Here is a 25,580-nt window from a genome sequence, read left to right as displayed (position 1 = left end):
CTATGTTACGGGTCACACCTCAGAGCGGGCCAGACCCCGGGCGGCACAGATCCCCCGTTGAACGGCAGACCGGCCCCCATTTCCGGAGTTGCACATGAACAGGCGTTCCCACGCCGCCCTCGCGGCGGCCATCGCGGCATCCCTCACCCTCGGCCTCGGTGCGTGCAGCAGCAACGGCGGCGACCGGGGCAGCGGCGACCAGCAGGGCGTGGTCACCGAGGGCAACGGCATCATCGGCGGCACGCCGGTGAAGGGCGGCACCCTCACCATCCTGTCGAACCAGGACTTCGACCAGCTCGACCCGGCCCGCAACTGGACCATGCCGGTCATGGACGTCGGCGTCCGGATGCTCTACCGCACCCTCACCACGTTCAGGGCCGCCCCCGGCGCCGAGGGCCTCAAGGTCGAACCCGACCTCGCCACCGACCTCGGCACCCCCAGCGACGGCGCCCGGACCTGGACCTTCCACCTGAAGGACGGCCTCACCTACGAGGACGGCACCCCGATCGTCGCCGACGACGTCAAGTACAACGTCGAGCGCTCGTTCTCCCCCGAGCTGGCCGGCGGCCCCGACTACGCGGCCCGCTACCTGGCCGGCGTCGACGGCTACCAGGGCCCGCTGGGCGGCAAGCGGCTGGGCAGGGAGTCCATCGAGGTCCCGGACGCGAAGACCATCGTCTTCCACCTCAAGCGCCCGGTCGCCGAGTTCGCCCAGACCGTCACCCTGCCCACCTTCTCGCCCGTCCCGCAGGCCAAGGAGACCGGCGCCAACTACTCCAACCACCCGGTCTCCTCCGGCCCGTACAAGATCGAGAGCTACGACCGCGGCAAGCGCATGGTGCTCGTCCGCAACACCCACTGGGACCCGAACTCCGACCCGGTGCGCAAGGCGTACCCGGACAGGATCGTCGTCGACCAGACCCTCAAGGGCACCGGCATCGCCGACCGCCTGATCGCCGACCAGGGCGACGACAGGAACGCCGTCTCCTACGTCGACCTGCTGCCCGCCAAGATGTCCGAGGTGCTCACCAACCCGGAGGTCAAGAAGCGGCTGGTCAGCGAGAACGGCGGCTGCACCACCATGCTCGACATGAACACCACCAAGGCGCCGTTCGACAACGCCACGGTGCGCCGGGCCATGCAGTACGCGGTGGACAAGGAGTCCTTCGCCGCCGCCATGGGCGGCCCGGCGTTCACCGACGTCGCCACCACCTACCTGCCCCCGGCGCTCACCAGCGGCGCCCCGGTCGACCACTTCATGATCAAGCCCGCGGGCGACCCGGACAAGGCCAAGCAGCTGCTCGCCGAGGCCGGCTTCCCGAACGGCTTCGACACCGAGATGGTCACCTCCACCGGCGGCAAGCAGCAGGCCGAGGCGGTCCAGGCCGCCCTGAAGCGGGTCGGCGTGAACGTCACCATCACCACCGTCGACCCGACCGCCGTCAACTCCATCGTCGGCGACAAGGACAAGCAGCCCGGACTGGCCCAGCTCGGCTGGTGTCCCGACTACCCGTCGGCCGCCACCTTCCTGCCGATGATCTACGACGGCCGACAGATCAAGGACAAGGGCAACAACGGCAACATGACCCGGTACAACGACCCCGAGGTCAACGCCGAACTCGACCGGATCGCCGGCCTGTCGGACCTCCAGCAGGCCAACGCCGCCTGGCTCGCCCTGGACGCCAAGATCATGGACGCCTCGCCCGCCGTCCCGCTGGTGTGGCAGAAGAAGCCGCTGCTGGTCGGCTCCAACATCGCCGGGGCCTTCGGCTCGCCGATCTGGTCCGCCCAGATCGACTACGCCACCATCGGCCTCAAGTCCGTCAAGTAAGGCGGGAGTTCCCCATGACCACCCCGCTCGCCCCGGCCCCGGCCGGGGGAGCGGGGGCCCCGGCGGCCCCCGAGGCCGCCCCCGCCCCCGCCTCCCCCCGGGCCCTCGCCCTGCACCGCCTGCGCCGCCAGAAGAGCGCCAAGGCCGGTGCCGCCGTCATCGCCTTCTTCGTCCTGGCGGCCGTCCTGGCGCCGGTGCTCACCGCGATCAGCGGCACCACCCCGGACGCCGTCGACAAGAAGGCCGTCGACCCCTACCTCGGCGGCCTGCCCCGCGGCTCCCTCGGCGGCATCAGCCCCGACCACTGGCTCGGCGTCGAACCGATGCTCGGCCGCGACATCTTCGCCCGGCTCCTGTACGGCGCCCAGATCAGCCTGCTGGTCGCCTGCGCCTCCGCCCTGCTGATCACCCTGATCGGCACCGTCCTGGGCATCACCGCGGGCTACTTCGGCGGCCGCACCGACGCCGTCATCAGCCGGTTCATGGACATCATGATGTCCTTCCCCAGCCTGATCTTCATGATCGCCCTGCTCTCCGTCGCCCGGGACGTCAACCGGGTGGTGCTGCTGATCGGCGTGATGTCGCTGTTCTCCTGGCCCTACATCGCCCGCGTCGTGCGCGGCCAGACCCTCTCGCTCAAGCACCGCGAGTACGTCGAGGCCGCCCGCGCCAGCGGCACCACCAACCGCCGCATCCTGTTCGGCGAGATCCTGCCCAACCTCACCGGCACCGTCATCGTCTACGTCACCCTCGCCGTCCCCGGCCTGATCGGCACCGAGGCGGCGCTGTCCTTCCTCGGCGTGGGCATCCGCCCGCCCACGCCCTCCTGGGGCCAGATGATCTCCGACGCGGTGCTCTACTACAAGGTCGACCCGATGTTCTTCGTCCTGCCCAGCGCCTGCCTGTTCCTGGTGGTCCTGGCCTTCACCCTGGTCGGCGACGCCCTGCGGGACGCCCTCGACCCGAAGGGCGGCCGGACGTGATCGGATTCCTGCTGCGGCGCCTGCTCGCGATGGCCGCCACCCTGCTCGCGGTCTGCGCGCTCACCTTCGCCGTCTTCTACCTGCTGCCCAGCGACCCCGCCGCCCAGTTCTGCGGCAAGGACTGCTCCGCCGACCGGATCCAACTCGTCCGGCAGCAGCTCGGACTGGCCGACCCCCTGGTCGTCCAGTTCTGGCACTACGTCACCGCCGTCTTCGCGGGCCGCTCCTACGGCACCGGCCCGTACGCCGTCCAGTGCCACTTCCCCTGCTTCGGCTACTCCTTCCAGTCCGCCCAGCCCGTCTGGGACCTCATGACGGACCGGCTGCCCACCAGCGTCTCGCTCGCCCTCGGCGCGGCCGTCCTCTGGCTGGTCCTCGGCGTCGGCGCCGGAGTGCTCTCCGCCCTGCGCCGCGGCACCTGGCTCGACCGCACCCTGATGGTCGGCACCATCGGCATCGCCGCCCTGCCGGTCTACTTCACCGCGATGATCCTGCTCTACCTGGTCGTCACCGTCGCCGGGATCCTCCCCTACCCCCGCTACATCGCCTTCGGCGAGGACCCGGCGGGCTGGGTCACCAACCTGATCCTCCCGTGGATCACCCTCGCCCTGCTGTACGCCGCCATCTACGCCCGGATGACCCGCAACTCCGTCATCGAGACCATGGCCGAACCGTACGTCCGCACCGCCCGCGCCAAGGGACTGCGCGAGGCCCGCGTCGTCGGCCGGCACGGACTGCGCCCCGCCCTCACCCCCGTCGCCACCATGCTCGGCATGGACCTCGGCGGACTGCTGGCCGGCGCGCTCATCACCGAATCGCTGTTCAGCCTCCCCGGCATCGGCAAGCTCTTCGCCGACTCCCTCAACAAGGCCGACCAGCCGGTGATCATGGGCATCACCCTGCTCGCCTCCTTCTTCATCGTCAGCTCCAACCTGGTCGTGGACCTCGTCTACGCCTGGATCGACCCGAGGGCGAGGCTGTCATGACCCCCCACCCGCTGCTCGAAGTACGCGACCTCACCGTCGAGTTCAGCACCGAGGAAGGCCCCGTCCGGGCCGTCAGGGGCATCGACTTCACCGTCGAACGCGGCCGCACCCTCGGCATCGTCGGCGAATCCGGCTCCGGGAAGTCCGTCACCTCGCTCGCCGTCATGGGCCTGCACCGCGGCGCCACCGTCACCGGCTCCGCCAGGCTCGACGGCACCGAACTCGTCGGCGCCCCCGACGAACGGCTCCGCACGCTCCGCGGCCGCCGGATGGCGATGGTGTTCCAGGACGCCCTCACCGCCCTGCACCCCTACTTCACCGTCGGCGACCAGATCGCCGAGGCCTACCGCGAGCACTTCGGCGGCACCCGCAGGGCCGCCCTCGCCCGCGCCGTCGACGTCCTCGGCGACGTCGGCATCCCCGAACCCGCCCGCCGGGCCGACGAGTACCCGCACCAGTTCTCCGGCGGCATGCGCCAGCGCGCCATGATCGCGCTCGCCCTCTCCTGCGAACCCGACCTGGTCATCGCCGACGAACCCACCACCGCGCTCGACGTCACCGTCCAGGCCCAGGTGCTCGAACTCCTGATGCGCCTGCAGCAGGAACGCGGACTCGGCATCGTCATGATCACCCACGACCTCGGCGTCATCGCCCGCGTCGCCGACGACGTCCTCGTCATGTACGGCGGATCCGCCGCCGAACAGGCCCCCGCCGACACCCTCTTCACCACCCCCCGGCACCCCTACACCCGCGGCCTGCTCGACTCGCTGCCCCGCCTCGACGCCGAACGGGGCACCGAACTGCGCTCCATCCCCGGCAGCCCGCCCTCCCTGCTCGCCCCGCCCGCCGGCTGCGCCTTCCACCCGCGCTGCCCCCGCCACGCGGCCCGACCCGACGCCCGCTGCACCGGCGACCGCCCCCCGCTGCGCACCGTCGCCGACGGCCACCGCAGCGCGTGCGTCCACGACGAGGTGACCGCATGACCACCGAGACCGCCCCGCTCACCGACGCCGCGGACCCCGGCGCGCCCGACGCCCTGCTCAGCGTCCGCGACCTCGGCATGACCTTCCCCGGCCCGCGCGGCACCCTGCGCCGCCGCCCCGGCATCCGCGCCGTCGACGGCGTAAGCTTCGACGTCCGGCCCGGCGAGACGCTCGGCCTGGTCGGCGAGTCCGGCTGCGGCAAGTCCACCACCGGACGGATGCTGGTGCGCCTGCTCGACCCCACCGCCGGGAGGGTCAGCTTCCGCGGCCAGGACATCACCCGGACCCCGCAGCACCGGCTGCGGCCGCTGCGCAGCCGGTTCCAGATGATCTTCCAGGACCCGTTCGCCTCGCTCAACCCGCGGCAGACCGTCCAGCAGATCGTCGCCGCACCGCTGCGCGCCCAGGGCGAGAGCAGGCAGCGGATCCGGGCCGAGGTCCGCGACCTGGTCCAGCTCGTCGGCCTCGCCCCCGAACACCTGGAGCGCTACCCGCACCAGTTCTCCGGCGGCCAGGCCCAGCGCATCGGCATCGCCCGCGCCCTCGCCACCCGGCCCGAACTCGTCGTCGCCGACGAACCCGTCTCCGCGCTCGACGTCTCCATCCAGGCCCAGATCGTCGGCCTGATGGAGCGCCTCCAGGCCGAACTCGGCGTCGCCTACGTGTTCATCGCGCACGACCTCGCCGTGGTCAGGCACATCAGCCATCGCGTCGCCGTGATGTACCTCGGCCGGATCGTCGAGATCGGCGACCAGCAGCAGGTCTACGAGCACCCCGCCCACCCGTACACCAAGGCGCTGCTCTCCGCCGTCCCGCTGCCCGACCCCGCCGCCGAACGCACCCGCGAACGCATCGTGCTGCTCGGCGACCCGCCCAGCCCCGCCAACCCGCCCAGCGGCTGCACCTTCCACCCGCGCTGCCCCAAGGCGCAGGAGCTCTGCCGGACCGAGGCCCCCCTGCTCACCCCCGACGGGCCCGGTCGGCAGGTCGCCTGCCACTTCCCCGAGGCGTAGCCCCCTCGCGGGGCGCAGCCCCACCGCGGGGCGGCGGAACGGGCGCGGCGGACCGCGCCCCCCGTCGCCCCGCTCCACGAAAGGAACCACCGCGTGACCGCGCTGTCCTGGGACGGCTCCGCACCGCCGTCCGGCCGCACCGAGACCTCCCGCACCGTCGACGCCGGGCCGCTCGCGCTGCGGGTCACCGCCGTCGGCAGCCACGCCGCACCGGCCGTGACCGTCACCGCGCCGGACGGCCCCGGCGTGCTGCTGGTCGAGGCCGCCACCGACACCCCGGACGCCCGGCTGCGGGTCGAGTGGCAACTGCCCTGCACCGGTGCCACCGGCTACTGGACGCCCCACACCAACACCCGCTGGCTGCCCCCGAGTTGGGCCGCCCCCCGGGAAGCCTCGCTGCCCAAGGGCGCCCCCGCCGGCAGCCTGGTGGGCCCCGGCGACGCGGCCCTGTGCACCTTCGCGGTCGGCGAACCCGTCCGCCCCGTCACCATCGGCGAGGGCGCCGTCGAGGAGACCGGACGCTACAGCTGGTGGGTCGAGCAGGACGGACCGCACCTCGCCCTGCGCCTGGACCTGAGCGGACGCCACTTCGCCGACACCGTACGGGAGTCGGCCGCCTGGTGGGGCACCCTCGCCCCCGCCCGGACCGTCCCCGACGCCGCGTTCGAGCCGGTGTTCTGCACCTGGTACGCGCTGCACCTGGCGATGACCTCCGCCGACGTCGAGCGCCTCGCCGAACTCGCCGCCCCGCTCGGCTTCCGCACGCTGATCGTCGACGACGGCTGGCAGACCGACGAGCGCACCCGCTCCTACGCCACCACCGGCGACTGGCAGCCCGCCCCGCACGACTTCCCCGACTTCGCCGGACACGTCCGCCGGATCCAGGCCCTCGGCCTGCGCTACCTGCTCTGGCACGCCCTCCCGTTCGTCGGCGACCGCAGCGCCGCCGCGCAGCGGCTGGCCGGGCACACCCTCGCCCACCTGCCGCTGCTGGAGACCTTCCTGCTCGACCCGCGCAGCGCCACCGTCCGCGCCCACCAGGTCGAACGGCTCGCCGCCGCCGTCGAGCAGCACGGCGCGGACGGCCTCAAGATCGACTTCGTCGACACCTTCGCCCGCAGGCCCGGCCCCGGCGCCCCGCCGCACACCGCCTCGCCGGAGGCGGACTGCGCCACCGTCGCGGAGGGCGTGCAGAAACTGCTGGCCGCGCTCGACACCCGGCTGCGGGCCGCCCGCCCCGACGTCCTGGTCGAGCACCGCCAGGACTACACGGGCCCCGGCCTGTGGCCCTACGCCACCATGGTCCGGGCCACCGACTGCCCGCACGGCGCGGTCGAGAACCGCGTCCGCACCGCCGACCTGCGGCTCACCGCCGGACCGCTCGCCGTGCACGCCGACCCGCTGACCTGGCACCCGCGGGAGAGCCCCGAGCAGATCGCCGTCCTGCTCCAGTCGGTGCTGTTCGCCACCGCCCAGGTCTCGGTCGACCTCACCGCCCAGAACGCCGAGCAACTGACCGCCCTGGCCTTCTGGCTGAGCGTCATGGACGAGCACCGCACCCTGCTCCAGCGCAGCGAACTGCGCCCGCACCGGCCCGAGTTGGCCTACCCCGTGATCGAGGCCCGGGACGGCGCCCGACTGGCCTTCGGCCGGTACGCGCCGCTGCCGCTGCGGGCCCGCGGCACGTGGGAGCTGCTGCTGGTCGCCAACGCCGACCAGGACACCCTGGTGCGGATCGAGTTCGACCGCGCCCCCGGCACCGTCGACCTGCTGGTCCAGGACTGCCTGGGCGGGACGGTCGCCCGGGCGCAGACCCCGGTCGGGGGGACGGAGCTGTCCGTCCGCGTCCCCACCGGGGGTCTGCTCACCCTGCGCAGGTAGGACCGGGGAGGGGCCGGGGCCTCAGACCTCCAGGTCGGCCTCGATCTTCTTCAGCTGGTGCCGGGCCATCGCCAGGTTGGCCCGGTTCCGGTCCAGCGCCAGGTACAGGAACAGGCCCTTGCCGGTGCGCGAGGTCAGCGGCCGGATCAGGTGGTACTGGGTGGAGAGGCTGATCAGGATGTCCTCGATCGCCTCGTTCAGGTTCAGCAGCTCCATCGCGCGCAGCTTGGCCCGCACCACGTCGGTGTTGCCCGCGGCGGCGACGTTCAGGTCCAGCTCCGGCCCGCCGCCGATGGTGCCCAGCGCCATCCCGCTGTTGTAGTCGACCAGGGCGACGCCGATGGTGCCGTCGATCGCGGCCATCAGGTCCTTCAGTGCAGTTTCCACAGCAGCCATTTTTTCCAGGTACCTCTTCCGTGAAAGGAATTGACGACCCGTCAGGTCTCTTGCGCGACGGGTGCGCCGGGGGACGGGATGAACGTCGGGGGTCAGAAGGTCGTCCGGTCGAGGTCGGCGTCGGCCAGGGCCGCTATCCGGGCCCCGGCCCGACGGGCCTCCAGGTGCAGCCGCCCCACGTTGGCCTGCGAACCGGCCAGCAGGGTCAGCACCGTGTACGCGCCCGCCGCGTACGTCGCGGTGTAGCCGCGCTCGCCGCGGGTGATCAGCTCCCGGAAGGCGCCCTGCCCGGTCGCCTCGGTGAGCCGCGACCCCACGCCCAGGGCGGCGGCGGTCAGCGCGGCCACGCCCTCCGGTTCCAGCGCGGGGGCGTCGTGCGCCACCACCAGGCCGTCGATGGTCGCCACCAGCGAACCGGTCAGGTGCGGGACCCTCGCCCGCAGGCCCTGCAGTTCGGCCTGCACCTCGGCTTCCGGCAGCACGGGGGTCCTCCTCGCGGTCAGTTGTCGAAAGGTCCGCTTCATGACTCGGTCGGCGGGACGGGGCGGGCGGGCGGGGCGGTGGTCACAGGGCCTCCAGGGCGGCGCGTAGTCGGAGCAGCAGGCCCACCTCCGGGTCCGAGGAGTCGTAGGAGCGCGGCGCCGGCGGCAGCAGCACGTCCGGCAGCGCGGCCGGCGGCACGGCGGCCGGGGGCGGGTCGGCGGCCGGGGGTGGGTCGGGGACGGCGGCCGGCCGGGGGGCGGTCAGCAGCCCCGCGGCGGCCAGCTGCCGGACGTCCAGCAGCGTGCCGTAGGTGGAGCGCCCCAGCAGCCGGGCCAGCTCGGGCGCGGTGCGGGTGCCGTCCGCCGCGGCCAGCAGTGCCTGCCGGCGGTGGCGCGGCACCGCGGTGCGGCGGGTCGGGGCGCCGCCGGCGGCCCGCAGCGGGGCCCGGTCCAGTGCGGCGGACGGCCAGCAGGCGTCCAGCAGTGAGCGGCGGTGGCCGACCGCGCCGCGCAGCTCCAGCACCGAGAGCGGGCGGTCCAGCCGGAACGCCGGGCGGGCGGCGGGGTCGAAGCGCAGCTCGCCGTCGGGCTGGGCCAGCGCCTCCTGCGCGCCGTCCAACGTGGCGGCCATCCGGGCGAGTTCGAGCTCGCCCGCGCCGACCAGGCCGCTGTCCAGCAGGTACTCGGCGAGCCGTCCGGCGCCCAGCAGCAGGCTGTCCTCCCACGCGCGCGCGGTGATCCGCCCGGCGCCGGTCAGCAGGTGCCCGACGGTCGCCGCGGCGGGCGCCTCGGCGTGCACCACCAGCCCGCCCGCCAGGTGCACCGCGCCGCCGGGGCCGTGCAGCGCGCCGGTGGAGCCGTCCGCGGCCAGGTCGGTCAGCGCGGCCTCGAAGGTGGTGGCGGGCGCGCAGCTGGAGCGGCGGCGGCGCGGCAGCGGGGCGGCGTGGGCCCGGCGCCGGGCGGCCGGAGGGGCGGGGGCCGGTTCGGCGGGCCCGGCCGTCAGGTACGGGCCGGGCACCTCGGCGGTGCGTCCGAACGGCCCGGCGGCGGGCGCCAGTTGGCGCACCGAGACCGGGGAGGCCACCAGCAGCGGCGGCACCGAGGGGGCGGGCGGCACGGGCGGGACGACGGCGGTGGCCGTCGGGGCGAGGGTGTCGGTGGGCCACATCAGGAGAGCACCAGCCGCTCGGCGACGGCGGCCAGGCGCAGCCGGGCCATCGCCAGGTTGGCGGTGTCCCGGTCCAGCCGCAGGTAGAGGAAGACGTTGGCGTCGAAGGGCGCGGGGACGAAGCGCAGCAGGTGGTAGTGGCCCGCCGAGGTGACGATGACGTCCTCGGCGGGCGGCGCGCCGCTGTCCGGGTCGGCGAACGAGGGGGTCTGGGTGACGGCCCGGGCGAGTTCGGTGGCGTCGGCCGCGCCGACCTCGTGGTCGCCGTCGGGGCCGAGACCGGCGGTGCCTATGGCCAGACCGTTGGTCCAGTCGACCAGGCTGACCCCCAGGGCGCCGGTGATCCCCATGGCTTCCGCAAGGCACTCCTCGATCCCGGGCACGTACCGCGTTCCCTCCCCACCGTGCGGGGGCACGGTGCGTCGCCTTCACCGCCTTCACCTGCGGTAGTCTGACCAGGACGCAACGCTACCGGCGCTGCCACGGGAGGGCGAGACTTTCCGCCATATCCCTCGGGCATATGCACGAATGCGCTATGGTGCGCAGCTTTTGGAGCGTTGCGGTGAAGGCGGCGCGGCGCGGGCGGCCTCAGTCCTCCGGGGGCTGCGCCCCGTCCGGGGCGGGGAGTTCGCGCATCCGGGGGATCGGCGAGAAGAGCACCCACAGGCCGGAGCAGACCGCGCCGACGGCGGCGATCCACAGCGCGGGGCGCAGGCCGAGGGCGGTGCCGAGGAAGCCGCCGAGCAGTGAACCGAGCGGCCGGACGCCGTAGTTGACCGCCTGGTAGGCGCCGGAGACGCGGGAGCGCAGGGCGTCGGGGATGCAGGCGGCGAAGACGGCGCCCGCGGTGATGTCGAGGATCATCACGCCGAGGCCGGAGAGGAACTCGGCGCCGAACAGCAGCGCCGCGGAGGCGGCGACCGAGCCGCCCGCCAGCGGGACGAGCAGCAGCGGGGCGGGGAAGAGCACCAGGCCCAGCAGCAGGGCCGGGCCGATGCCGATCCGGTCCGAGAGTCGTCCGGTGACCGCCGCGCCGAGCAGGGTGCCGACCGCGGCGGCGGCCATCACGGCGCCCAGCAGGCCCGCGCCGAAGTGCAGTTCCCGGGTGGCGTAGAGGACGAACAGCGCGCCGATGACGAAGGTGAACAGGTTGACGGTGGCGGTGCCGAGCAGGGTGGCCCGGATCACCGGGTCGCGCCGGATCCAGCGCATGCCCTCGGCGGTGCCGCCGCGGCCCTTCGCGGCGGGCGGCGGCTCGACCGGGTCGATCCGGCGCAGGAAGGCGGCGGAGGCCAGGAAGGAGAGCGCGTCCACCACCAGCGCCAGTGGTGCAGCCAGGAGTTGGACCAGCAGGCCGCCGAGGCCGGGCCCGGCCACGTAGGTCGCGGCCCGGCTGCCGTTGACCAGCGCGTTGCCGCGCAGGTACTGCTCGGCGGGCACCAGGGCGACGAACAGCGGAGGGTTGCAGACGTTGAAGAACACCGACAGCGCACCGACGGCCAGCACCACCGCGTACAGCTGCACCAGCGTCAGCACCCCGGCCGCGTACGCGAGCGGGACGGTCAGCAGGACGGCGGCGCGGCCCAGGTCGGTGGCGATCATCACCCGGCGGCGGCGCCCGTAGCGGTCGGCCCAGCCGCCCGCGTGCAGCGAGAGCAGCAGGTACGGGAGGTACCCGGCGGCGGAGAGGTAGCCCATCTGGGCGGCGTCGGCGTGCAGCACGGAGACGGCGATCAGCGGGATCACCAGCAGGGAGACCTGGTCGCCGAGCGAGGAGACGCTCTGGCCGGTCCAGTAGCGGCGGAAGGCCGGTTCGCGCAGCAGGTCGGGTATCCGGCGGCGGACGGCGGCGGCCGGGCGGGTGTCCAGGAGGGTCACGGCGCTTCCCCCTCCGGGGTGTCGGTGGGGACGGCGAGCCGGATCAGCTGGACGGGGCGGGCGCCCGCGGGGTGCGGGCCGGAGCCGCCCAGGCGCTCCACGTAGGGGCGGATCAACTCCTCGATGCGGGCGTCCAGTTCGGCCAGCTCCTCGGCGGTGACCAGGACGGCGCTGTCGCCGAAGCCGGCCGCCTCGCGCCACTCGGGGGCGTCGGCGCCGCGCTGCAGCAGCCAGTTGGTGGCGCGGGCGAAGTAGCCGTCCAGGACGGCCCGTTGCAGGGCCTCGGTGGCGGCGGCCTGCTCCGGGTCGGCGGGGGAGGCGTCCCAACTGGTGAAGGCGGCGGTCGCGCGCCAGGGTTTCTCCCGGCCGCGGCCGCCGCCCGCCTCCTCCACCAGGCCGTACTTGGCGAGCTGGCGCAGGTGGAAGGAGCAGCTCGCCACCGATTCGGTGCCGAGCAGCTCCGCCGCCCGGGTCGCGGTCAGCGGCCCGTGCAGGCGGAGCAGGCCCACCAGTGCCATCCGGGTGGGATGGGCGTAGGCGCGCAGGGCGCGCGGGTCGGTGAGCCGGATGGCCGGCAGCTCTTCGCTCATGCTCTAAAGGTAGCTTTAGAAAGAACTCTTTACAAGCCGCCGACCTGCGGGCTCAGCGGACCAGTGGACCGCGCCCCGCTCAGGAGGCCGGACCCACCTTGACGGTGGTGAGCTTGCCGCCCTGGGTCTCCCGGACGACCTCGATCCGGGTGTTGGTGTCCGGCACCTTCACCCCGAGCTGCGGGAGCGCCGGGTCGTCGTACACCCCGCTGCGGTCGTCGAACACCGGCACCGCCGGCTCGGACGGCACCACGGTGGCCACGCCCGCCTTGTGCAGGGTGAACGAGGTGGTCGGCTTCAGCGAGAAGGTCGCGTCGTACGGCTGCGACCGCCCGTTGGTGACCGAGCCGTCGGCGAACCGCAGCGCCTTCGGGTGCGCGTCCACCGGCAGGATCAGGCCGCCGCCCAGGTGGTCGACCGTGTTGTTGTCGCCGTAGGCGGTGTCCCACAGCCACACCAGCACGCCCTCCTGGTACGGGTAGGTGTCGATCACGCCGGTCTTCCCGGCGACGCCCGCGTAGCCGAAGTTGTACGGGCCGGTCCTCAGGAAGGCGCCGTAGCCGGCGTAGCGCCGGTTCTCCACCAGGTACGCCCGCGGGTGCTGCCTGACCGCGTCCTTGCCCTCGATCACCGAGAAGCCGACCTGCGCCCAGCCCGCGTCCCCGCCGTCCTCCGCGCCGTCCGCCAGCACCGTCGCGCCGTCGGCGGTCAGCCGCACCGCGTCGACCAGCACGCCCCTGCCGTGGGTGTTGGTGTCGGAGGTGACGTGGAAGCGGACCCGGACGTCCTTGCCCAGGTAGGCGTCCAGCGGGACGTGCAGCTGCCGCCAGCCGCCCGAGCTGCCGCTCAGGCCCGGGGTCAGCGCGGTGGTGTCGCCGATCGGCTGCCCGTCGACGGTGCCGTGCAGCGGCGTCCAGCTCCTGCCGCCGTCGGCCGACGCCTCCACCGAGAAGAAGTCGTAGTCCTGCTCGGTGTCCCACCAGGCGGCCGCGTCCAGCGCGGCCGAGGAGGCGGCGCCGGTCAGGTCGACGGTGCGGGAGAGCGAGGCGTCCATGCTGTCGCCGGTGTCGCTCCACCACTGCCGACCGCCCTCGTACGGGGTGGCCAGCGCGGTGGTGGTGGTGCTCGGCGGCAGGTGCACCAGGACGGCCTGCGCCTGGTCGGTGTTGTAGCCGCTGACGCCCAGGGTGTGGCTGGAGCGGGTCGCCGCCCGGGCCTCGTCGTACTCGAGCCAGCCCAGCTGCAGCTTGCTCCAGGCGTCCAGGTCGCCCGGGTACTCGCCGGTGGTGTTCCTGCCCTTGCCGAGGTAGGAGGCGGAGGACATCAGCGACCAGAAGCTGACGGAGTTGTCGCCGCCGCTGGTCGGGTACAGGTCGGGCAGGCCGAGGTTGTGGCCGAACTCGTGGGCGAACAGGCCCACGCCGCTGTTCTCGCCCGCCTGCACGTAGTCGTAGGCGTAGAAGCCGGAGTCGCCGACCGGCGCGCCGCCGATCCGGTTCCCGGCCGGGCCGGTCTGCCCGGTCGGGTCCGGGAAGGCCCAACTGCGGTGCGCCCACAGGGCGTCGGCGCCCTGGGCGCCGCCGCCCCAGGTCTCGTCGACGCCGGCGTGCACCACGACCACGTTGTCGAGGTAGCCGTCCGGCTCGTCGAAGTTCCCGTCCTTGTCGTGGTCGTAGCGGTCCTCGGTGTCGTACTGCGCGAGCTCCGCCCGGATGTCGGCCGGGGTGCGGCCCTTGGCGACCTCGCCGTCGTACCACGCCCGGGTGGCGTCCCGGACGAACTCCTGGGCCTGCGTCCAGGCGCCGCCGCCCTGCGGGCCCTTGTTGGAGCCGTAGCGGGCCTCGTTCCACGGCACGGTCACCCAGTCGGAGACGGTGCCCTGGAGGTCGTACCGGCCGGAGGACTGGGTGCGGTAGAAGTTGCGCATCGAGTTCGCGCCGGGCGCGTCGTCGAAGAACATCTTCTGGTAGTAGTCGCGACCGAAGTCGCTCTCCCAGTAGGTGTGCGTGTCGTCCTTGCCCGGCTTCGGGATGGCGTTGTGCTTCGGGCCGGGGGTGCCGCCGTAGCGGACCTGGCCGTCGTACCGGGTGGTGGTGTCGACCTGGTCGCCGAACTGGGCCAGGATCACGAACACCTTGTCGGTGCGCTGCCTGGCCAGCTGGACGTAGTCGTTGCCGATCTTCACCTTGGCCGGGGCGCTCCTGCCGTCCTTGGCGACCCCGCCCTGGTTGACCTGCTCCAGGGCCCGGGCCCTGAGGGCCTGCCGGGCCTTCTCCTGCGGCGGCACCGGGGAGGGCGGCGCCTCCTTGCCGTCCGCGCCCTGCTGGGCCGTCAACTCGACGGCGGGCTTGGCGGGTTGGCCGAACGCGGGGGTGGTGGTCAGTGCTATCGCACCGGTGGTCAGCGCAGCCATGAGGGCTGCGGGAAGTCTGCGCACGTGACCCGCTCCTCTAGAGGGGTGGACAAACGGATGGCCGGTAATATTTCACATGTCATCTGTCACGGGGAAGGGGTGGCGCCCAGTTCCCGGCGCAGGAAGGCCAGTTCCTGCACGGCGACCTGCTCCAGCACCCCGTCCGGCGTCATGTGGCTCACCCCCGGCAGCACCAGCACGCCGTGCTCCCGGCCCGCCCGGGTCAGCGCCTCGGACAGCAGCAGGGTGTGCGAGGGGTGCACGTTGTCGTCCGCCAGGCCGTGGATCAGCAGCAGCGGACGGCTCAGCCCCGGCGCGTCGTCGATCAGGCAGTCCGCCGCGTACCCCTCCGGGTTGTCCTGCGGCAGGCCGAGGTAGCGCTCGGTGTACGCGGTGTCGTACCGCCGGAAGTCGGTCGGCGGGGCGCCCGCGCTGGCCGCGTGGAACACGTCCGGGCGGCGCAGCACCGCGAGCGCCGCGAAGTAGCCGCCGTACGACCAGCCGCGCACGCCGACCCGCTGCAGGTCCAGGTCCGGGTGGGCGGCGCCCAGCGCCTGCAGGGCGGCGACCTGGTCGTCGAGCGCGACCTGCGAGAAGCGGCGGAAGATCGCCCGGGTGAAGTCCGGCGAGACGAACGGGGTGCCCCGGTTGTCCACCGTCACCACGGCGAAGCCCTGGTCGGCCCACCACTGCTTGAGTTGCCAGCGGCGCGGCTCGTTGGCGACCACCTGGAAGCCCGGGCCGCCGTACACGTCCAGCAGCACCGGGAGCTTGCGGCCGCTCCGGTGCCCCTGCGGGTACAGCACCGCCGTGGGCAGGCCGAGTTCGGTCACCCGGGCCAGCAACGGCCGCGGACGGTACGGGAGTTCGGCCGCCAGATCGGGGAAGTCCGTGCGGCCCGAGGCCGTTCGCAGCTCGCGGCGGACGCCGTCCAGCGAGGCCGAGGTCAGCAGCAGCGCGTCCTCGGCGTGGGCGGCCACCGCGTGCACGCCCGCGCCCTCGGTGAGCTTCTCCAGCGCGCCGGTGTCCGGGTCGAGCAGGAAGACGTGCTGGTCGGCCGGGTCGCCGTCGCCCGCCTCGATCAGCAGCCGCCCGTTGCGCCACGGGCCGACCACCCGGCGCACCTGCAGGCGCTCGTCGGTGAGGATCTTGCCGTCCAGCGCGACCCCGCGGGCGGCCGGGGTGTCGGCGGAGGTCAGCACCCGGCCGTCGGCCAGCCGCAGCGGGGTGCCGGGCAGCGGGTCGACCCAGAACGCGTCCTCGGTGCGGCTCAGTTCGCGGGTCGCGCCGGTGGCCGGGTCGGCGCTCAGCAGCAGCACGTTCTGCTGCAGCCGGTCCGCGACGGTCAGCAGGATCTCGCCGTCGCCCTCCCAGCCCGCCGCCGTCAGGTACGGGAACTCCTCGGCGTCCCAGCGCAGTTGCGTCGCCGCGCCGCCCGGGCGCAGCACCCACAGCTGGACGTCCGCGTTCGGGCCGCCGGCCTGCGGGTAGGCGAAGGACTCGGGGGCCAGCTCCGGGTGCGCCGGGTCGGCGAAGTGCCGCAGCGGCAGCGCGGACTCGTCGACCCGGGCGGCCAGCACGGCGGTGCCGTCCGGCGCCCACCAGTGGCCGCGCAGCCGGCCCAGCTCCTCCTGGGCGGCGAACTCGGCCACGCCCCACAGCGCACCGTCCGCCGGGCTGATCCGGCCGCCCGGGGTCAGGTGCAGCGCCCCGTCGGCGACGTACGCCACCACCGAGCCGTCGGCGTTCGGGCGGGGGTCGAACGCCGGTGCCACCACCGGGAGTTCGGTGCTGGTGCCGGTCGCGGTGTCGCACCGGAAGACCCGGCCGTCCAGGGCGAGGACGGCCTGCGCGAGGTCGCCGGTGGCGGCGAAGGAGCCGATGCCGGGCGCCCACAGCCGGATCCGCTCGCGCAGCCTGCGCTCCAGCGGCGGCAGCGCCGAGGCGGCGCCGGTGCGCCCCGGGACGAGGGTGGCCGGGTCGGCCACCAGCCGCTCCCGGCCGCTGGCCAGGTCGTACAGCCACAGGCGCTCGACCGGGTCGGTGGGGCCGGTGGAGCGCAGGAACAGGGCGCGGCTCGCGTCGGCGGCGAGGGTGACCGCGCGGGGGGAGCCGTAGCTGAAGCGGCCGGTGGCGGCGCTCAGCGCGAGGTAGGGATCGGTGTGAGTCACCCGCCGATGGTTGCCGCGCCGGGCCCCGTTCGGCTAGAAGTATGCAGTGTGAAATGTCACACAGCATTTGGATGGTGGAGATGAAGGACCAGGGGAACCCGCGCCCGGCACCGGCCCGCCCGGCGGTCCGCGCCGACGGGACCGACGGGACCGACGGGACCGACGGCACCGACCGGCCCGCCCCGCTGCGCGGCAGCAGCACCCTGTTCACCCTCGACCCGGGCACCGCCCACCTCAACCACGGCTCCTACGGCGCCCTGCCCGTCCCCGTCCAGCGCTACCAGGCCAGGCTGCGCGCCGAGATGGAGAGCGACCCCGACGGCTTCTTCCTCGACGCCCCCGACCGGATCGCCCGCGCCCGCGCCGAGATCGCCGCCGCCCTCGGCGGCGCCCCCTCCCGGCTCGCCCTGATCACCAACGTCACCGAGGGCGTCGCCGTCGCCCTCGACTCGATCCCGCTCGGCGAACGCGACCAGGTCCTGGTCACCGACCACGGCTACGGCGTGGTCACCCGCGCCGCCGAACGCCGCGCCGCCGAGGCCGGGGCCGCGGTGCGCCGCGTGCGGATCTCCCCGCACGCCCCCGACGCGGAGGCCGTCGCCGAACGCGTCCTGGCCGCCGTCACCCCGCGCACCAAGGTCGCCGTCCTCGACCTGGTCACCTCGCCCACCGCCCGCGCCGTCGCCACCCCCGCGCTGCTCGCCGAACTGCGCTCCCGCGGCGTCACCACCGTGGTCGACGCCGCCCACGCCCCCGGCGCCCTCCCGGTCGACCTCGGCGGCGCGGCGGGCGGCGCCGACTTCTGGGTCGGCAACCTGCACAAGTGGGCCTTCGCCCCGCGCGCCGCCGCCGTCCTCGCCGTGGAACGCACCTGGCGGGCCCGGGTCCGCCCGCTGACCTACTCGTGGGAGCACGACCGCGGCTTCCCCCGGCGGGTCGAGTGGCGCGGCACCTTCGACTACACCCCCTGGCTGGCCGCCCCCGCCGGGTTCGCCCTGCTCGGCCGGATCGGCGCCGCGCAACTGCGCGCCCACAACGACGCGCTGGCCGCCCACGGCCAGCGCCTGCTGGTCGAACGGGCCGGGCTGCGGGCGCTGCCGGGACTGCCCGGCCTGGGCATGCGCGCCGTCCGGCTGCCACCCGGCGTCGCCGAGCAGGAGCACGCCGCGAAGGCCCTGATGGTGGCCGTCCGCCGCGCCCTGAACACCCGGATCGCGGTCCGCCCCTGGCAGGGCGGCGGCATCCTGCGGATCAGCGCCCAGCTCTACAACCGCCCCGAGGAGTACCTGCGGCTGGCCGACGGCCTGGCCGGTCTGATCACCCGGTAGCGGGTTCGCGCCCGGGGGCGGACCGGTGCGGACCGGTGCGGAGCCCGAACGGAGCCCGGACGGGACGAGGACCTACGGCCTGCGGGTGCACATCGAGCGGCAGAGCGACCACCACGAGGCGTCCGACGGCGGCCCACTACGAGTACTGCGCCGGCCCGGTCGAGCCCAGTGCCGCGGCCACCTGCATCTCGTGGGGCGGTTCCGTGGAGGGCGCCCAGCGGGCCTCCGGCCGGGAGCACTGCGGCTGACCGGCCGCTGACCCGCCGAACGGGTTGCCCGCGCGTGTCCCGCCGGTGCCGACCGCGCCGCCGGTGCGAGGGTGGAGAGCCCGTGCCGCGGGCACCCCGGCGGGCCGGTGTCCGGGAGGGCCGACGGGCCGCGAAGGATGTGGAGGTGGGCCAGTGCCCCGGGTGCCGCTGCTGTCCCTGCGCGGGATCACCAAGCACTACGGCGTGGTCAAGGCCCTCGACGCGGTCGACCTCCAGGTGGAGCGCGGCCAGGTGCTCGGCCTGGTCGGCGACAGCGGGGCGGGCAAGAGCACCCTGGTCAAGGCGGTCTCCGCGGTCGCGCCGGCGGACGCGGGGCGCGTCGAGTGGCAGGGCCGCCCGGTCCTCCTGCGCCGACCCGCCGACGCCCAGCGGCTCGGCATCGCCACCGTCTACCAGGACCAGTCGCTCGTCGACCGGCTGGACACCGTGGCCAACCTGTACCTCGGCCGGGAGCTGCGCCGGTTCGGGGTGCTCCGCGAGATCGAAATGGAGAAACGTTCCTGTGCCCTGCTGGAACGGCTCTCCATCCACCTCCCCAGCGTCCGGACCCCGGTGGGGACGTTCACCATGGACCAGCGGCAGTCGGTCTCCATCGCCCGGGCCGTGCTCACCGAACCCGACCTGGTGCTCCTCGACGAGCCGGCCGCCGCGCTCACCGTGGAGCAGACCGTCCGGGTGCTCGGCCTGATCCGCCGCCTGCGGGACGAGGGCCGCGCCGTGATCGTGGTCAGCCACAACCTGGACGACGTCCAGGCCGTCGCCGACCGCATCGCCGTCCTCCGGCTGGGCCGCAACAACGGCCTGTTCGAAGCCCGGTACACCAGCCAGGAACAGCTCGCCGCCGCCATCAGCGGCGGCCACCCGCTCGCCGTCACCCTCCAGCGCAGCCTGCTGCCCCGCGACCTGCCCGAGCACGAGGCCGTCGAGGCCGCCCACCGCTACCTGCCCGCGCACGCCGGGGTCGGCGGCGACTGGTACGACGTCATCCCGCTCTCCGGCGCCCGGGTCGCCCTGGTCGTCGGCGACGTGGTCGGCCACGGCCTGCACGCCGCCGCCACCATGGGCCGACTGCGCACCGCCGTACGGAACTTCGCGATGCTCGACCTGCCGCCCGACGAACTGCTCACCCACCTCGACGCGGTCGTCGCCCAGATCGACGAGGAGGAGACGGCGGGCGGCCGGGAGGGCGCGATCATCGGCGCGACCTGCCTCTACGCGATCTACGACCCGGTCTCCCGCCGCTGCCAGCTCGCCCGGGCCGGACACCTCCCGCTCGTCCTGGTCCGCCCCGACGGCACGGTCGACATCCCCGACACCCCGGCCGGTCCGCCGCTCGGCCTGCGCGGACTGCCCTTCACCACCGTGGAGCTCGACATCCCCGAGGGGAGCCAACTGGTCCTCTACACCGACGGGTTGGTGGAGTCCCGCACCGAGGACATCGACGTCGGCCTGGACCGGCTCCGGGCGGCCCTCGCCCACCCGGGGCGCACCCCCGAGCAGACCTGCCGGGCCGTCCTGGAGGCGATGCTCCCCACCGACTCGGCCGACGACGTGGCCCTGCTCGTCGCGCGCACCCGGGCGGTGCCCGCGGACCGGACCACCGAGTGGGACGTCCCCTCCGACCCCGCGGCCGTCGCCGCCGTCCGTGCAGCGGCCACCGACCAGCTGCGCCGCTGGGGCCTGGAGGAGCTGGAGACCGGCACCGAGCTGATCCTCAGCGAGCTGGTCACCAACGCCATCCGCTACGGGGCCGCCCCGGTCCGGGTGCGCCTGCTGTACGGGCGGACCCTGATCTGCCAGGTCGCGGACTCCAGCAGCACCTCCCCCCGGGTCCGGCTCGCCGCCGCCACCGACGAGGGCGGGCGCGGGCTGTTCCTGGTCGGGCAGATCGCCCAGCGCTGGGGCACCCGGTACACCGAGGACGGCAAGGTCATCTGGGCCGAGCAGAAGCTGCCCTGATCGCTGGTCCCTGGCCGCCGCCTGCTGACCGCTGGCCGCCGCCCGCTGACTGCCGGCCGCTGACCGCGTTCAGCGGGCGGCGCGGAGCTCCTCCAGCAGCATGCCCTGGTCGGCGAGCAGTTCGGTGAGTATCCGCCGGGCCGTCCGGAGCAGCTCGGCGACGTCCGCGCCGGCCAGGGCGTACACCACCGTCGACCCCTCGCGGGTCGCGGTCACCAGGCCGGAGCGGCGCAGGATGGCGAGCTGCTGCGAGAGGCTCGACGGCTCGATGTCGAACTCGGGCAGCAGGTCGCGCACCGGGGTCGGTCCGGCCTGGAGCAGTTCGAGCACCCGGATTCGCACCGGGTGGCCGAGCATCCGGAAGAACTCGGCCTTGGCCTGGTACAGCGGTACGGGCATGCTTCCTCCCCTTTTCCGGCGGCACGCGGGCCGCCGTCCCGCGCTCAGACCTCCAGCGTCGACTCGATCCGCTTCAACTGGTGCCGGGCCATCGCCAGGTTGGACCGGGTGCGGTTGAGCGCGAGGTACAGGAACAGGCCGCGCCCGCTGGACGTGGTGAGCGGCCGGATCAGGTGGTACTGGTTGGTCAGGGTGACCAGGATGTCCTCGATGCCGTCGTCGTGGAGATTGAGCATTTCCATCGCCCGCATCTTGGCACGGACGAGGTCCGTGTTGGCGGCCGCGGCGACGTTCAGGTCGATCTCGCCGCCGTCCCCGAGGGTGCCGAGCGCCATGCCGCTGCCGTAGTCCACCAGGGCGACCCCGATGGCTCCTTCGATGGTCATGGCTTCCTTGAGCGAGGTTTCGAGGTTCGCCATCGCCTGTCTCCTGTCGTGGCTGTGATCGGTTCGGCACGACTGTAGGAACGGGATCGCACTGCGGCCGAGTGTTGACCGGAATCTTTCGCTTCTGATCCGACCGCGACTGATCTGCCTCGGTTCGCCGACCACATGAAGACATTTGCAATTCGGGATGTGAACAGTTCACGCGTACGCGATTTCGGCAGCCGCCGGACGGGAAAGCGGCCCGGAGCGCGCGGGCGCCGCCGGGCCGACCCGCCCTGAGCCGGGCATGCCACCTGCGAAACTGCCGGAAAAGTCTGATGTTGATGTCACTCCGGACGGGTAATCTCAGGCTGAGATGCTCGATCACCACACCCCACGCACCCGCTGCGCCCCGTCGCCACCCCAGGCCACGGCCCCGCAGCCGCAGGCGTCGCCGTCTGCGTTCTCGTCCAGCCACACCCACGGGAAGAACAGGTGACGCCAGTGCCTACCAGCCCCATGCCCGAAGAGCAGCTCAGCCCCGCCGAGCGGTACGCCGCCTCGCGCGAGCGCGCCAGGGAGCAGGCCACCGCCTTCCACGGCTTCCAGCAGTTGTACGACTTCCCGCTCGACGACTTCCAGGTCCGCGCCTGCCGGACGCTGGAGGACGGCAAGGGCGTCCTGGTCGCCGCGCCGACCGGCTCCGGCAAGACCATCGTCGGCGAGTTCGCCGTCCACCTGGCGCTGGCCGGCGGCCGCAAGTGCTTCTACACCACGCCGATCAAGGCGCTGTCGAACCAGAAGTACGGCGACCTGGTCAAGCGCTACGGCCAGGCCAAGGTCGGCCTGCTGACCGGCGACAACTCCGTCAACGGGGACGCGCCGGTCGTCGTGATGACCACCGAGGTCCTGCGCAACATGCTGTACGCGGGCTCCAGCGCCCTCGACGGCCTCGGCTACGTGGTGATGGACGAGGTGCACTACCTCGCCGACCGCTTCCGCGGCGCCGTCTGGGAGGAGGTCATCATCCACCTCCCCGAGTCGGTGACGCTGGTGTCGCTCTCCGCGACCGTCTCCAACGCCGAGGAGTTCGGCGACTGGCTGGACACCGTCCGCGGCGGCACCGAGGTGATCGTCTCCGAGCACCGCCCCGTCCCGCTCTGGCAGCACGTGATGGCCGGCAACCGGATGTACGACCTGTTCGCCAGCCCCGACCGGGACGGCCGCCCCAAGGGCAACCTGAAGAACCCCGCCAAGGCCGTCAACCCCGAACTCGTCCGCCTCGCCCGCTCCGAGGCCGACCGCGGCCGCGACCGGTTCGCCCGCGGCCGGGGCCGCTCGATGCCCACCGGCCGCCCCGGCCGGGTCTGGACGCCGGGCCGGGTCGACGTCATCGACCGGCTCGACGCCGAGGGCCTGCTCCCCGCCATCACCTTCATCTTCAGCCGGGCCGGCTGCGAGGCCGCCGTGCAGCAGTGCCTCAACTCCGGCCTGCGCCTGAACCGGGACGCCGACCGCCTCAAGGTCCGCCAGTTCGTCGAGGAGCGCTGCCGCGACATCCCCGACGAGGACCTGCACGTCCTCGGCTACTACGAGTGGCTGGACGGCCTGGAGCGCGGCATCGCCGCCCACCACGCCGGGATGCTGCCCCGGTTCAAGGAGGTCGTCGAGGAGCTGTTCGTCCAGGGCCTGGTCAAGGCGGTCTTCGCCACCGAGACGCTCGCCCTCGGCATCAACATGCCCGCCCGCTCGGTCGTCATGGAGAAGCTCGTCAAGTGGAACGGCGAGACCCACGCCGACATCACCCCCGGCGAGTACACCCAGCTCACCGGCCGGGCCGGGCGCCGCGGCATCGACGTCGAGGGCCACGCCGTCGTCCTGTGGCAGCGCGGGCTCGACCCCGAGGCGCTGGCCGGCCTGGCCGGCACCCGCACCTACCCGCTCAAGTCCTCCTTCCGCCCCTCGTACAACATGGCCGTCAACCTGGTCGGCCAGTTCGGGCGGCACCGCTCCCGCGAACTGCTGGAGACCTCCTTCGCGCAGTTCCAGGCCGACCGCTCGGTCGTCGGCATCGCCCGGCAGGTGCAGCGCAACGAGGAGGGCCTGGAGGGCTACCGCGAGTCGATGACCTGCCACCTCGGCGACTTCGACGAGTACATGCGGCTGCGCCGCGAACTCAAGGACCGCGAGAACGAACTCGCCCGCGAGGGCTCCACCCAGCGCCGGGCCGCCGCCATCGAGGCCATCGAGCAGCTCAGGCCCGGCGACATCATCCACGTCCCGACCGGCAAGTTCGCGGGCCTCGCCCTCGTCCTCGACCCCGGCCTGCCCCCGGTCAGCCGCAACGGGCACGGCCGCGGCGGCCCCCGGCACCCCGACTTCCAGGACGGGCCGCGCCCCGTGGTGCTCACCGCCGAGCGCCAGGTCAAGCGCCTCGCGATGATCGACTTCCCGCACCCCGTCGCCGCGATGGACCGGATGCGCATCCCCAAGTCCTTCAACCCGCGCAGCCCGCAGTCCCGCCGCGACCTCGCCTCCGCGCTGCGCACCAAGGCCGGCCACCTCGAACCCGAGCGCTTCCGCAAGGGCCGCGCCGCCGCCGCCGACGACCCCGAGATCAGCCGCCTGCGCACCGCCCTGCGCCAGCACCCCTGCCACGGCTGCGACGAGCGCGAGGACCACGCCCGCTGGTCCGAGCGCTACCACCGCCTGCACCGCGACACCGAGCTCCTCGAACGCCGGATGCGCTCGCGCACCCACACCATCGCCCGCACCTTCGACCGGGTCTGCGGCCTGCTCACCGACCTCGGCTACCTCCAGGGCGACACCGTCACCGGCGACGGCAAGCGCCTCGCCCGGCTCTACGGCGAACTCGACCTGCTCGCCTCCGAGTGCATCCGCGAGGGCGTCTGGAACGGCCTCGCCGCAGCCGAACTCGCGGCCTGCGCCTCGGCGTTGGTCTACGAGGCCCGGCAGGCCGACGACGCGGTCGCCCCGCGCGTCCCCGAGGGCGGCGCCAAGGACGCCCTCGGGAAGATGGTCCGGATCTGGGGCAGGCTCGACGACCTGGAGGAGCAGCACAAGATCTCCACCGCCGAGGGCGTCGGCCAGCGCGAACCCGACCTCGGCTTCGCCTGGACCGCCTACCGCTGGGCCCTCGGCCACGACCTCGACGCCGTCCTGCGCGACGCCGACATGCCCGCGGGCGACTTCGTCCGCTGGACGAAGCAGCTCATCGACGTCCTCGGCCAGATCCAGGACGCGGCGGGCGACAACGCGGAGCTGCGCAAGACCGCCCGCAAGGCGGTGGACGGGATGCGGCGCGGCATCATCGCGTACTCGTCGGTGGGGTGAGACCGCCCCGGGCCCGGCCGCTTCCCGCTCCCGGGGCGGTCGGGCCCGGTGTCCCGTTCCGTCAGGCGCCGACCGCCGCGGCGCTCTCGTCGACGCGGGCCCGCACCCAGGCGAGGAACGACCGGACCTGCGGACCGGGCAGGGGCAGTGCGGCGGCGCGGGGGCGTTCGAAGCTGCGGACCGCGGCCTCGACCAGCGGACGGAACTCCTCCTCCGCGGCGGCGACCTGCCGGGCCGCGTCGCGCTTGGCGGACCAGCGCCCGGTGCGGCAGTAGGCCACGGAGCGGCAGCCGTTGAGGACCCGGTTGTCGGCGAGGTGCCCCTCGCCGTCGTCGTGCTCGCGCACCGAGGCCCGGATCGCCGGGTACAGCTCCGCCGGGCCGGGCGCCGCGATCACCTCCGGTGCGGGCGGGCCGTACAGCGCGATCCCGCTCTGGTGGGCCACGGAGCGGTCGATGACGTACCAGAACGACGGTGCCCCGGCCGGGTCGAAGGCGGTCCGGCCCGGCAGCTGGGCACCGGTGTTGAGGTCCAGCAGGTAGCCCGCCTCCCCGGACGGGACGCGGGCGAACTCCGCCGGGTAGACGACCAGTTCCAGCCCCGCCGCCGGGCACGGCAGCCGCCGGTGGTCGAGGGCGGCGGCCAGCTCCCGCAGGACGGCGGCCGGGGGCGGGCCCTCCACCAGGACCGTGACGTCCACGTCACTGCGGCCGTGCCGGTAGTCGCCGAGCGCGAGGGAACCGACCGCGACCACCCCGGCCAGCCGGGGGCCGCACACCGCGTGCGTGCGGCCCACCAGCTCCGCCAGGTAGGGCCGCACCTCGGCGGGAACGGCACGGAACGGCTCGGTCTGTGCGTCCATCCGGCCAGTATGGGACATCCCGACCCCGGTGCGCCCGGGGCGGGCGGGCGCACCGCCCGCAGGGCGTTCTCACCTGTGCGGTACCGAGTCGGTGGAGTCGCGGACGATGAGTTCGGTGGCGAGTTCCACGTGCAGGGCTTCGGTCTCCTGCCGACAGCGCAGGGAGACTCGTAGGCCTTCGCGTGAACGGGGTCTTCGGGACACCAACATCCTGCTGCCGAGAGACGCTGGTCAGACAATCGGATCAGTCTGCCCGGTAGGGCCGCCCA

General features: G+C 73.8%; 20 protein-coding genes. 9 read left to right on the top strand and 11 right to left on the bottom strand.

Going from position 1 to position 25,580, the window contains the following annotated elements; genetic code table 11:
• Positions 1-94 precede the first annotated feature (94 nt).
• From QSK52_RS21305 to QSK52_RS21280, 6 genes are all read left to right on the top strand, one after another.
• On the top strand, positions 95-1,831 hold the full coding sequence (locus QSK52_RS21305; RefSeq protein WP_285737706.1) for an ABC transporter substrate-binding protein: 1,737 nt from the start codon (positions 95-97) through the stop codon (positions 1,829-1,831).
• A gap of 14 nt (positions 1,832-1,845) precedes the next feature.
• Positions 1,846-2,814 (top strand): ABC transporter permease, encoded by a 969-nt coding sequence (locus tag QSK52_RS21300; protein ID WP_285737705.1) that lies wholly within the window; start codon positions 1,846-1,848, stop codon positions 2,812-2,814.
• On the top strand, positions 2,811-3,800 hold the full coding sequence (locus QSK52_RS21295) for an ABC transporter permease (RefSeq protein WP_285737704.1): 990 nt from the start codon (positions 2,811-2,813) through the stop codon (positions 3,798-3,800). Before QSK52_RS21300 ends, QSK52_RS21295 begins: the two co-directional genes overlap by 4 nt.
• The gene (locus QSK52_RS21290) at positions 3,797-4,783 is read left to right on the top strand and encodes an ABC transporter ATP-binding protein (RefSeq protein ID WP_285737703.1); all 987 of its coding nucleotides are present in this window, start codon (positions 3,797-3,799) and stop codon (positions 4,781-4,783) included. The genes QSK52_RS21295 and QSK52_RS21290 overlap by 4 nt, the downstream gene beginning before the upstream one ends.
• Complete coding sequence (locus tag QSK52_RS21285; RefSeq protein ID WP_285737702.1) at positions 4,780-5,796, top strand: ABC transporter ATP-binding protein; 1,017 nt, start codon at positions 4,780-4,782, stop codon at positions 5,794-5,796. Before QSK52_RS21290 ends, QSK52_RS21285 begins: the two co-directional genes overlap by 4 nt.
• Before the next feature lie 93 nt (positions 5,797-5,889).
• On the top strand, positions 5,890-7,677 hold the full coding sequence (locus QSK52_RS21280) for a glycoside hydrolase family 36 protein (protein ID WP_285737701.1): 1,788 nt from the start codon (positions 5,890-5,892) through the stop codon (positions 7,675-7,677).
• Positions 7,678-7,698: 21 nt separating this feature from the next.
• Here the strand turns inward: QSK52_RS21280 and QSK52_RS21275 are convergent, their stop codons facing one another.
• The 8 genes from QSK52_RS21275 to QSK52_RS21240 all read right to left on the bottom strand — a co-directional run bounded on the left by QSK52_RS21275 (position 7,699) and on the right by QSK52_RS21240 (position 16,775).
• Positions 7,699-8,073: a hypothetical protein gene (locus QSK52_RS21275; protein WP_285737700.1), complete on the bottom strand. Its 375-nt coding sequence runs from the start codon at positions 8,071-8,073 to the stop codon at positions 7,699-7,701.
• A 92-nt stretch (positions 8,074-8,165) separates the two neighbouring features.
• Positions 8,166-8,597 (bottom strand): roadblock/LC7 domain-containing protein, encoded by a 432-nt coding sequence (locus tag QSK52_RS21270; protein ID WP_435053308.1) that lies wholly within the window; start codon positions 8,595-8,597, stop codon positions 8,166-8,168.
• A gap of 40 nt (positions 8,598-8,637) precedes the next feature.
• Complete coding sequence (locus QSK52_RS21265; protein WP_285737698.1) at positions 8,638-9,723, bottom strand: transcriptional regulator; 1,086 nt, start codon at positions 9,721-9,723, stop codon at positions 8,638-8,640.
• Positions 9,723-10,106, bottom strand: coding sequence for a hypothetical protein (locus tag QSK52_RS21260; RefSeq protein ID WP_285737697.1), 384 nt, complete (start codon positions 10,104-10,106; stop codon positions 9,723-9,725). Before QSK52_RS21260 ends, QSK52_RS21265 begins: the two co-directional genes overlap by 1 nt.
• Before the next feature lie 205 nt (positions 10,107-10,311).
• Entirely contained in the window at positions 10,312-11,601 is a 1,290-nt protein-coding gene (locus QSK52_RS21255) for an MFS transporter (RefSeq protein WP_285737696.1), read from the bottom strand.
• On the bottom strand, positions 11,598-12,191 hold the full coding sequence (locus QSK52_RS21250) for a winged helix-turn-helix domain-containing protein (protein ID WP_285737695.1): 594 nt from the start codon (positions 12,189-12,191) through the stop codon (positions 11,598-11,600). Before QSK52_RS21250 ends, QSK52_RS21255 begins: the two co-directional genes overlap by 4 nt.
• A gap of 79 nt (positions 12,192-12,270) precedes the next feature.
• A complete protein-coding gene (locus tag QSK52_RS21245; RefSeq protein ID WP_285737694.1) occupies positions 12,271-14,604 on the bottom strand; it encodes an immune inhibitor A domain-containing protein in 2,334 nt (777 codons plus the stop codon).
• A gap of 86 nt (positions 14,605-14,690) precedes the next feature.
• Complete coding sequence (locus QSK52_RS21240) at positions 14,691-16,775, bottom strand: S9 family peptidase (RefSeq protein WP_285737693.1); 2,085 nt, start codon at positions 16,773-16,775, stop codon at positions 14,691-14,693.
• Between the two features lie 53 nt (positions 16,776-16,828).
• Here QSK52_RS21240 and QSK52_RS21235 point away from each other — a divergent pair, with 53 nt between their 5' ends.
• Together QSK52_RS21235 and QSK52_RS39700 are read left to right on the top strand one after the other, a co-directional pair.
• On the top strand, positions 16,829-18,103 hold the full coding sequence (locus QSK52_RS21235) for an aminotransferase class V-fold PLP-dependent enzyme (protein WP_285737692.1): 1,275 nt from the start codon (positions 16,829-16,831) through the stop codon (positions 18,101-18,103).
• Positions 18,104-18,396: 293 nt separating this feature from the next.
• A complete protein-coding gene (locus QSK52_RS39700) occupies positions 18,397-20,331 on the top strand; it encodes a SpoIIE family protein phosphatase (RefSeq protein ID WP_435053307.1) in 1,935 nt (644 codons plus the stop codon).
• 69 nt (positions 20,332-20,400) lie between these two features.
• Here the strand turns inward: QSK52_RS39700 and QSK52_RS21220 are convergent, their stop codons facing one another.
• Both QSK52_RS21220 and QSK52_RS21215 read right to left on the bottom strand, forming a co-directional pair.
• Positions 20,401-20,730: an ArsR/SmtB family transcription factor gene (locus tag QSK52_RS21220; protein ID WP_176191456.1), complete on the bottom strand. Its 330-nt coding sequence runs from the start codon at positions 20,728-20,730 to the stop codon at positions 20,401-20,403.
• A 44-nt stretch (positions 20,731-20,774) separates the two neighbouring features.
• On the bottom strand, positions 20,775-21,149 hold the full coding sequence (locus QSK52_RS21215) for a hypothetical protein (protein WP_285737691.1): 375 nt from the start codon (positions 21,147-21,149) through the stop codon (positions 20,775-20,777).
• Between the two features lie 465 nt (positions 21,150-21,614).
• Here QSK52_RS21215 and QSK52_RS21210 point away from each other — a divergent pair, with 465 nt between their 5' ends.
• Entirely contained in the window at positions 21,615-24,449 is a 2,835-nt protein-coding gene (locus QSK52_RS21210; protein WP_285737690.1) for a DEAD/DEAH box helicase, read from the top strand.
• Positions 24,450-24,510: 61 nt separating this feature from the next.
• On the opposite strand, the gene QSK52_RS21205 is transcribed toward QSK52_RS21210, so the two are convergent.
• Positions 24,511-25,311, bottom strand: coding sequence for a nucleotidyltransferase domain-containing protein (locus QSK52_RS21205; protein ID WP_285737689.1), 801 nt, complete (start codon positions 25,309-25,311; stop codon positions 24,511-24,513).
• Positions 25,312-25,580: the final 269 nt, after the last annotated feature.

Origin of the sequence: Kitasatospora phosalacinea, assembly GCF_030268885.1 — a bacterium.
Taxonomy (GTDB): domain Bacteria; phylum Actinomycetota; class Actinomycetes; order Streptomycetales; family Streptomycetaceae; genus Kitasatospora; species Kitasatospora phosalacinea_C.
Note: the sequence above shows the minus strand (reverse complement) of the source record. Positions and strands in the feature narration are given on the sequence as shown.

Excerpts from the sequence above, each read along its gene's own strand:
- QSK52_RS21220 (WP_176191456.1), bottom strand. The coding sequence starts at position 20,730 with ATGCCCGTACCGCTGTACCAGGCCAAGGCCGAGTTCTTCCGGATGCTC.
- QSK52_RS21305 (WP_285737706.1), top strand. The coding sequence starts at position 95 with ATGAACAGGCGTTCCCACGCCGCCCTCGCGGCGGCCATCGCGGCATCC.
- QSK52_RS21265 (WP_285737698.1), bottom strand. The coding sequence starts at position 9,723 with ATGTGGCCCACCGACACCCTCGCCCCGACGGCCACCGCCGTCGTCCCG.
- QSK52_RS21275 (WP_285737700.1), bottom strand. The coding sequence starts at position 8,073 with ATGGCTGCTGTGGAAACTGCACTGAAGGACCTGATGGCCGCGATCGAC.
- QSK52_RS21215 (WP_285737691.1), bottom strand. The coding sequence starts at position 21,149 with ATGGCGAACCTCGAAACCTCGCTCAAGGAAGCCATGACCATCGAAGGA.
- QSK52_RS21300 (WP_285737705.1), top strand. The coding sequence starts at position 1,846 with ATGACCACCCCGCTCGCCCCGGCCCCGGCCGGGGGAGCGGGGGCCCCG.
- QSK52_RS21210 (WP_285737690.1), top strand. The coding sequence starts at position 21,615 with ATGCCCGAAGAGCAGCTCAGCCCCGCCGAGCGGTACGCCGCCTCGCGC.
- QSK52_RS21235 (WP_285737692.1), top strand. The coding sequence starts at position 16,829 with ATGTCACACAGCATTTGGATGGTGGAGATGAAGGACCAGGGGAACCCG.
- QSK52_RS21270 (WP_435053308.1), bottom strand. The coding sequence starts at position 8,597 with ATGAAGCGGACCTTTCGACAACTGACCGCGAGGAGGACCCCCGTGCTG.
- QSK52_RS21290 (WP_285737703.1), top strand. The coding sequence starts at position 3,797 with ATGACCCCCCACCCGCTGCTCGAAGTACGCGACCTCACCGTCGAGTTC.
- QSK52_RS21205 (WP_285737689.1), bottom strand. The coding sequence starts at position 25,311 with ATGGACGCACAGACCGAGCCGTTCCGTGCCGTTCCCGCCGAGGTGCGG.
- QSK52_RS21250 (WP_285737695.1), bottom strand. The coding sequence starts at position 12,191 with ATGAGCGAAGAGCTGCCGGCCATCCGGCTCACCGACCCGCGCGCCCTG.
- QSK52_RS21285 (WP_285737702.1), top strand. The coding sequence starts at position 4,780 with ATGACCACCGAGACCGCCCCGCTCACCGACGCCGCGGACCCCGGCGCG.
- QSK52_RS21245 (WP_285737694.1), bottom strand. The coding sequence starts at position 14,604 with ATGGCTGCGCTGACCACCGGTGCGATAGCACTGACCACCACCCCCGCG.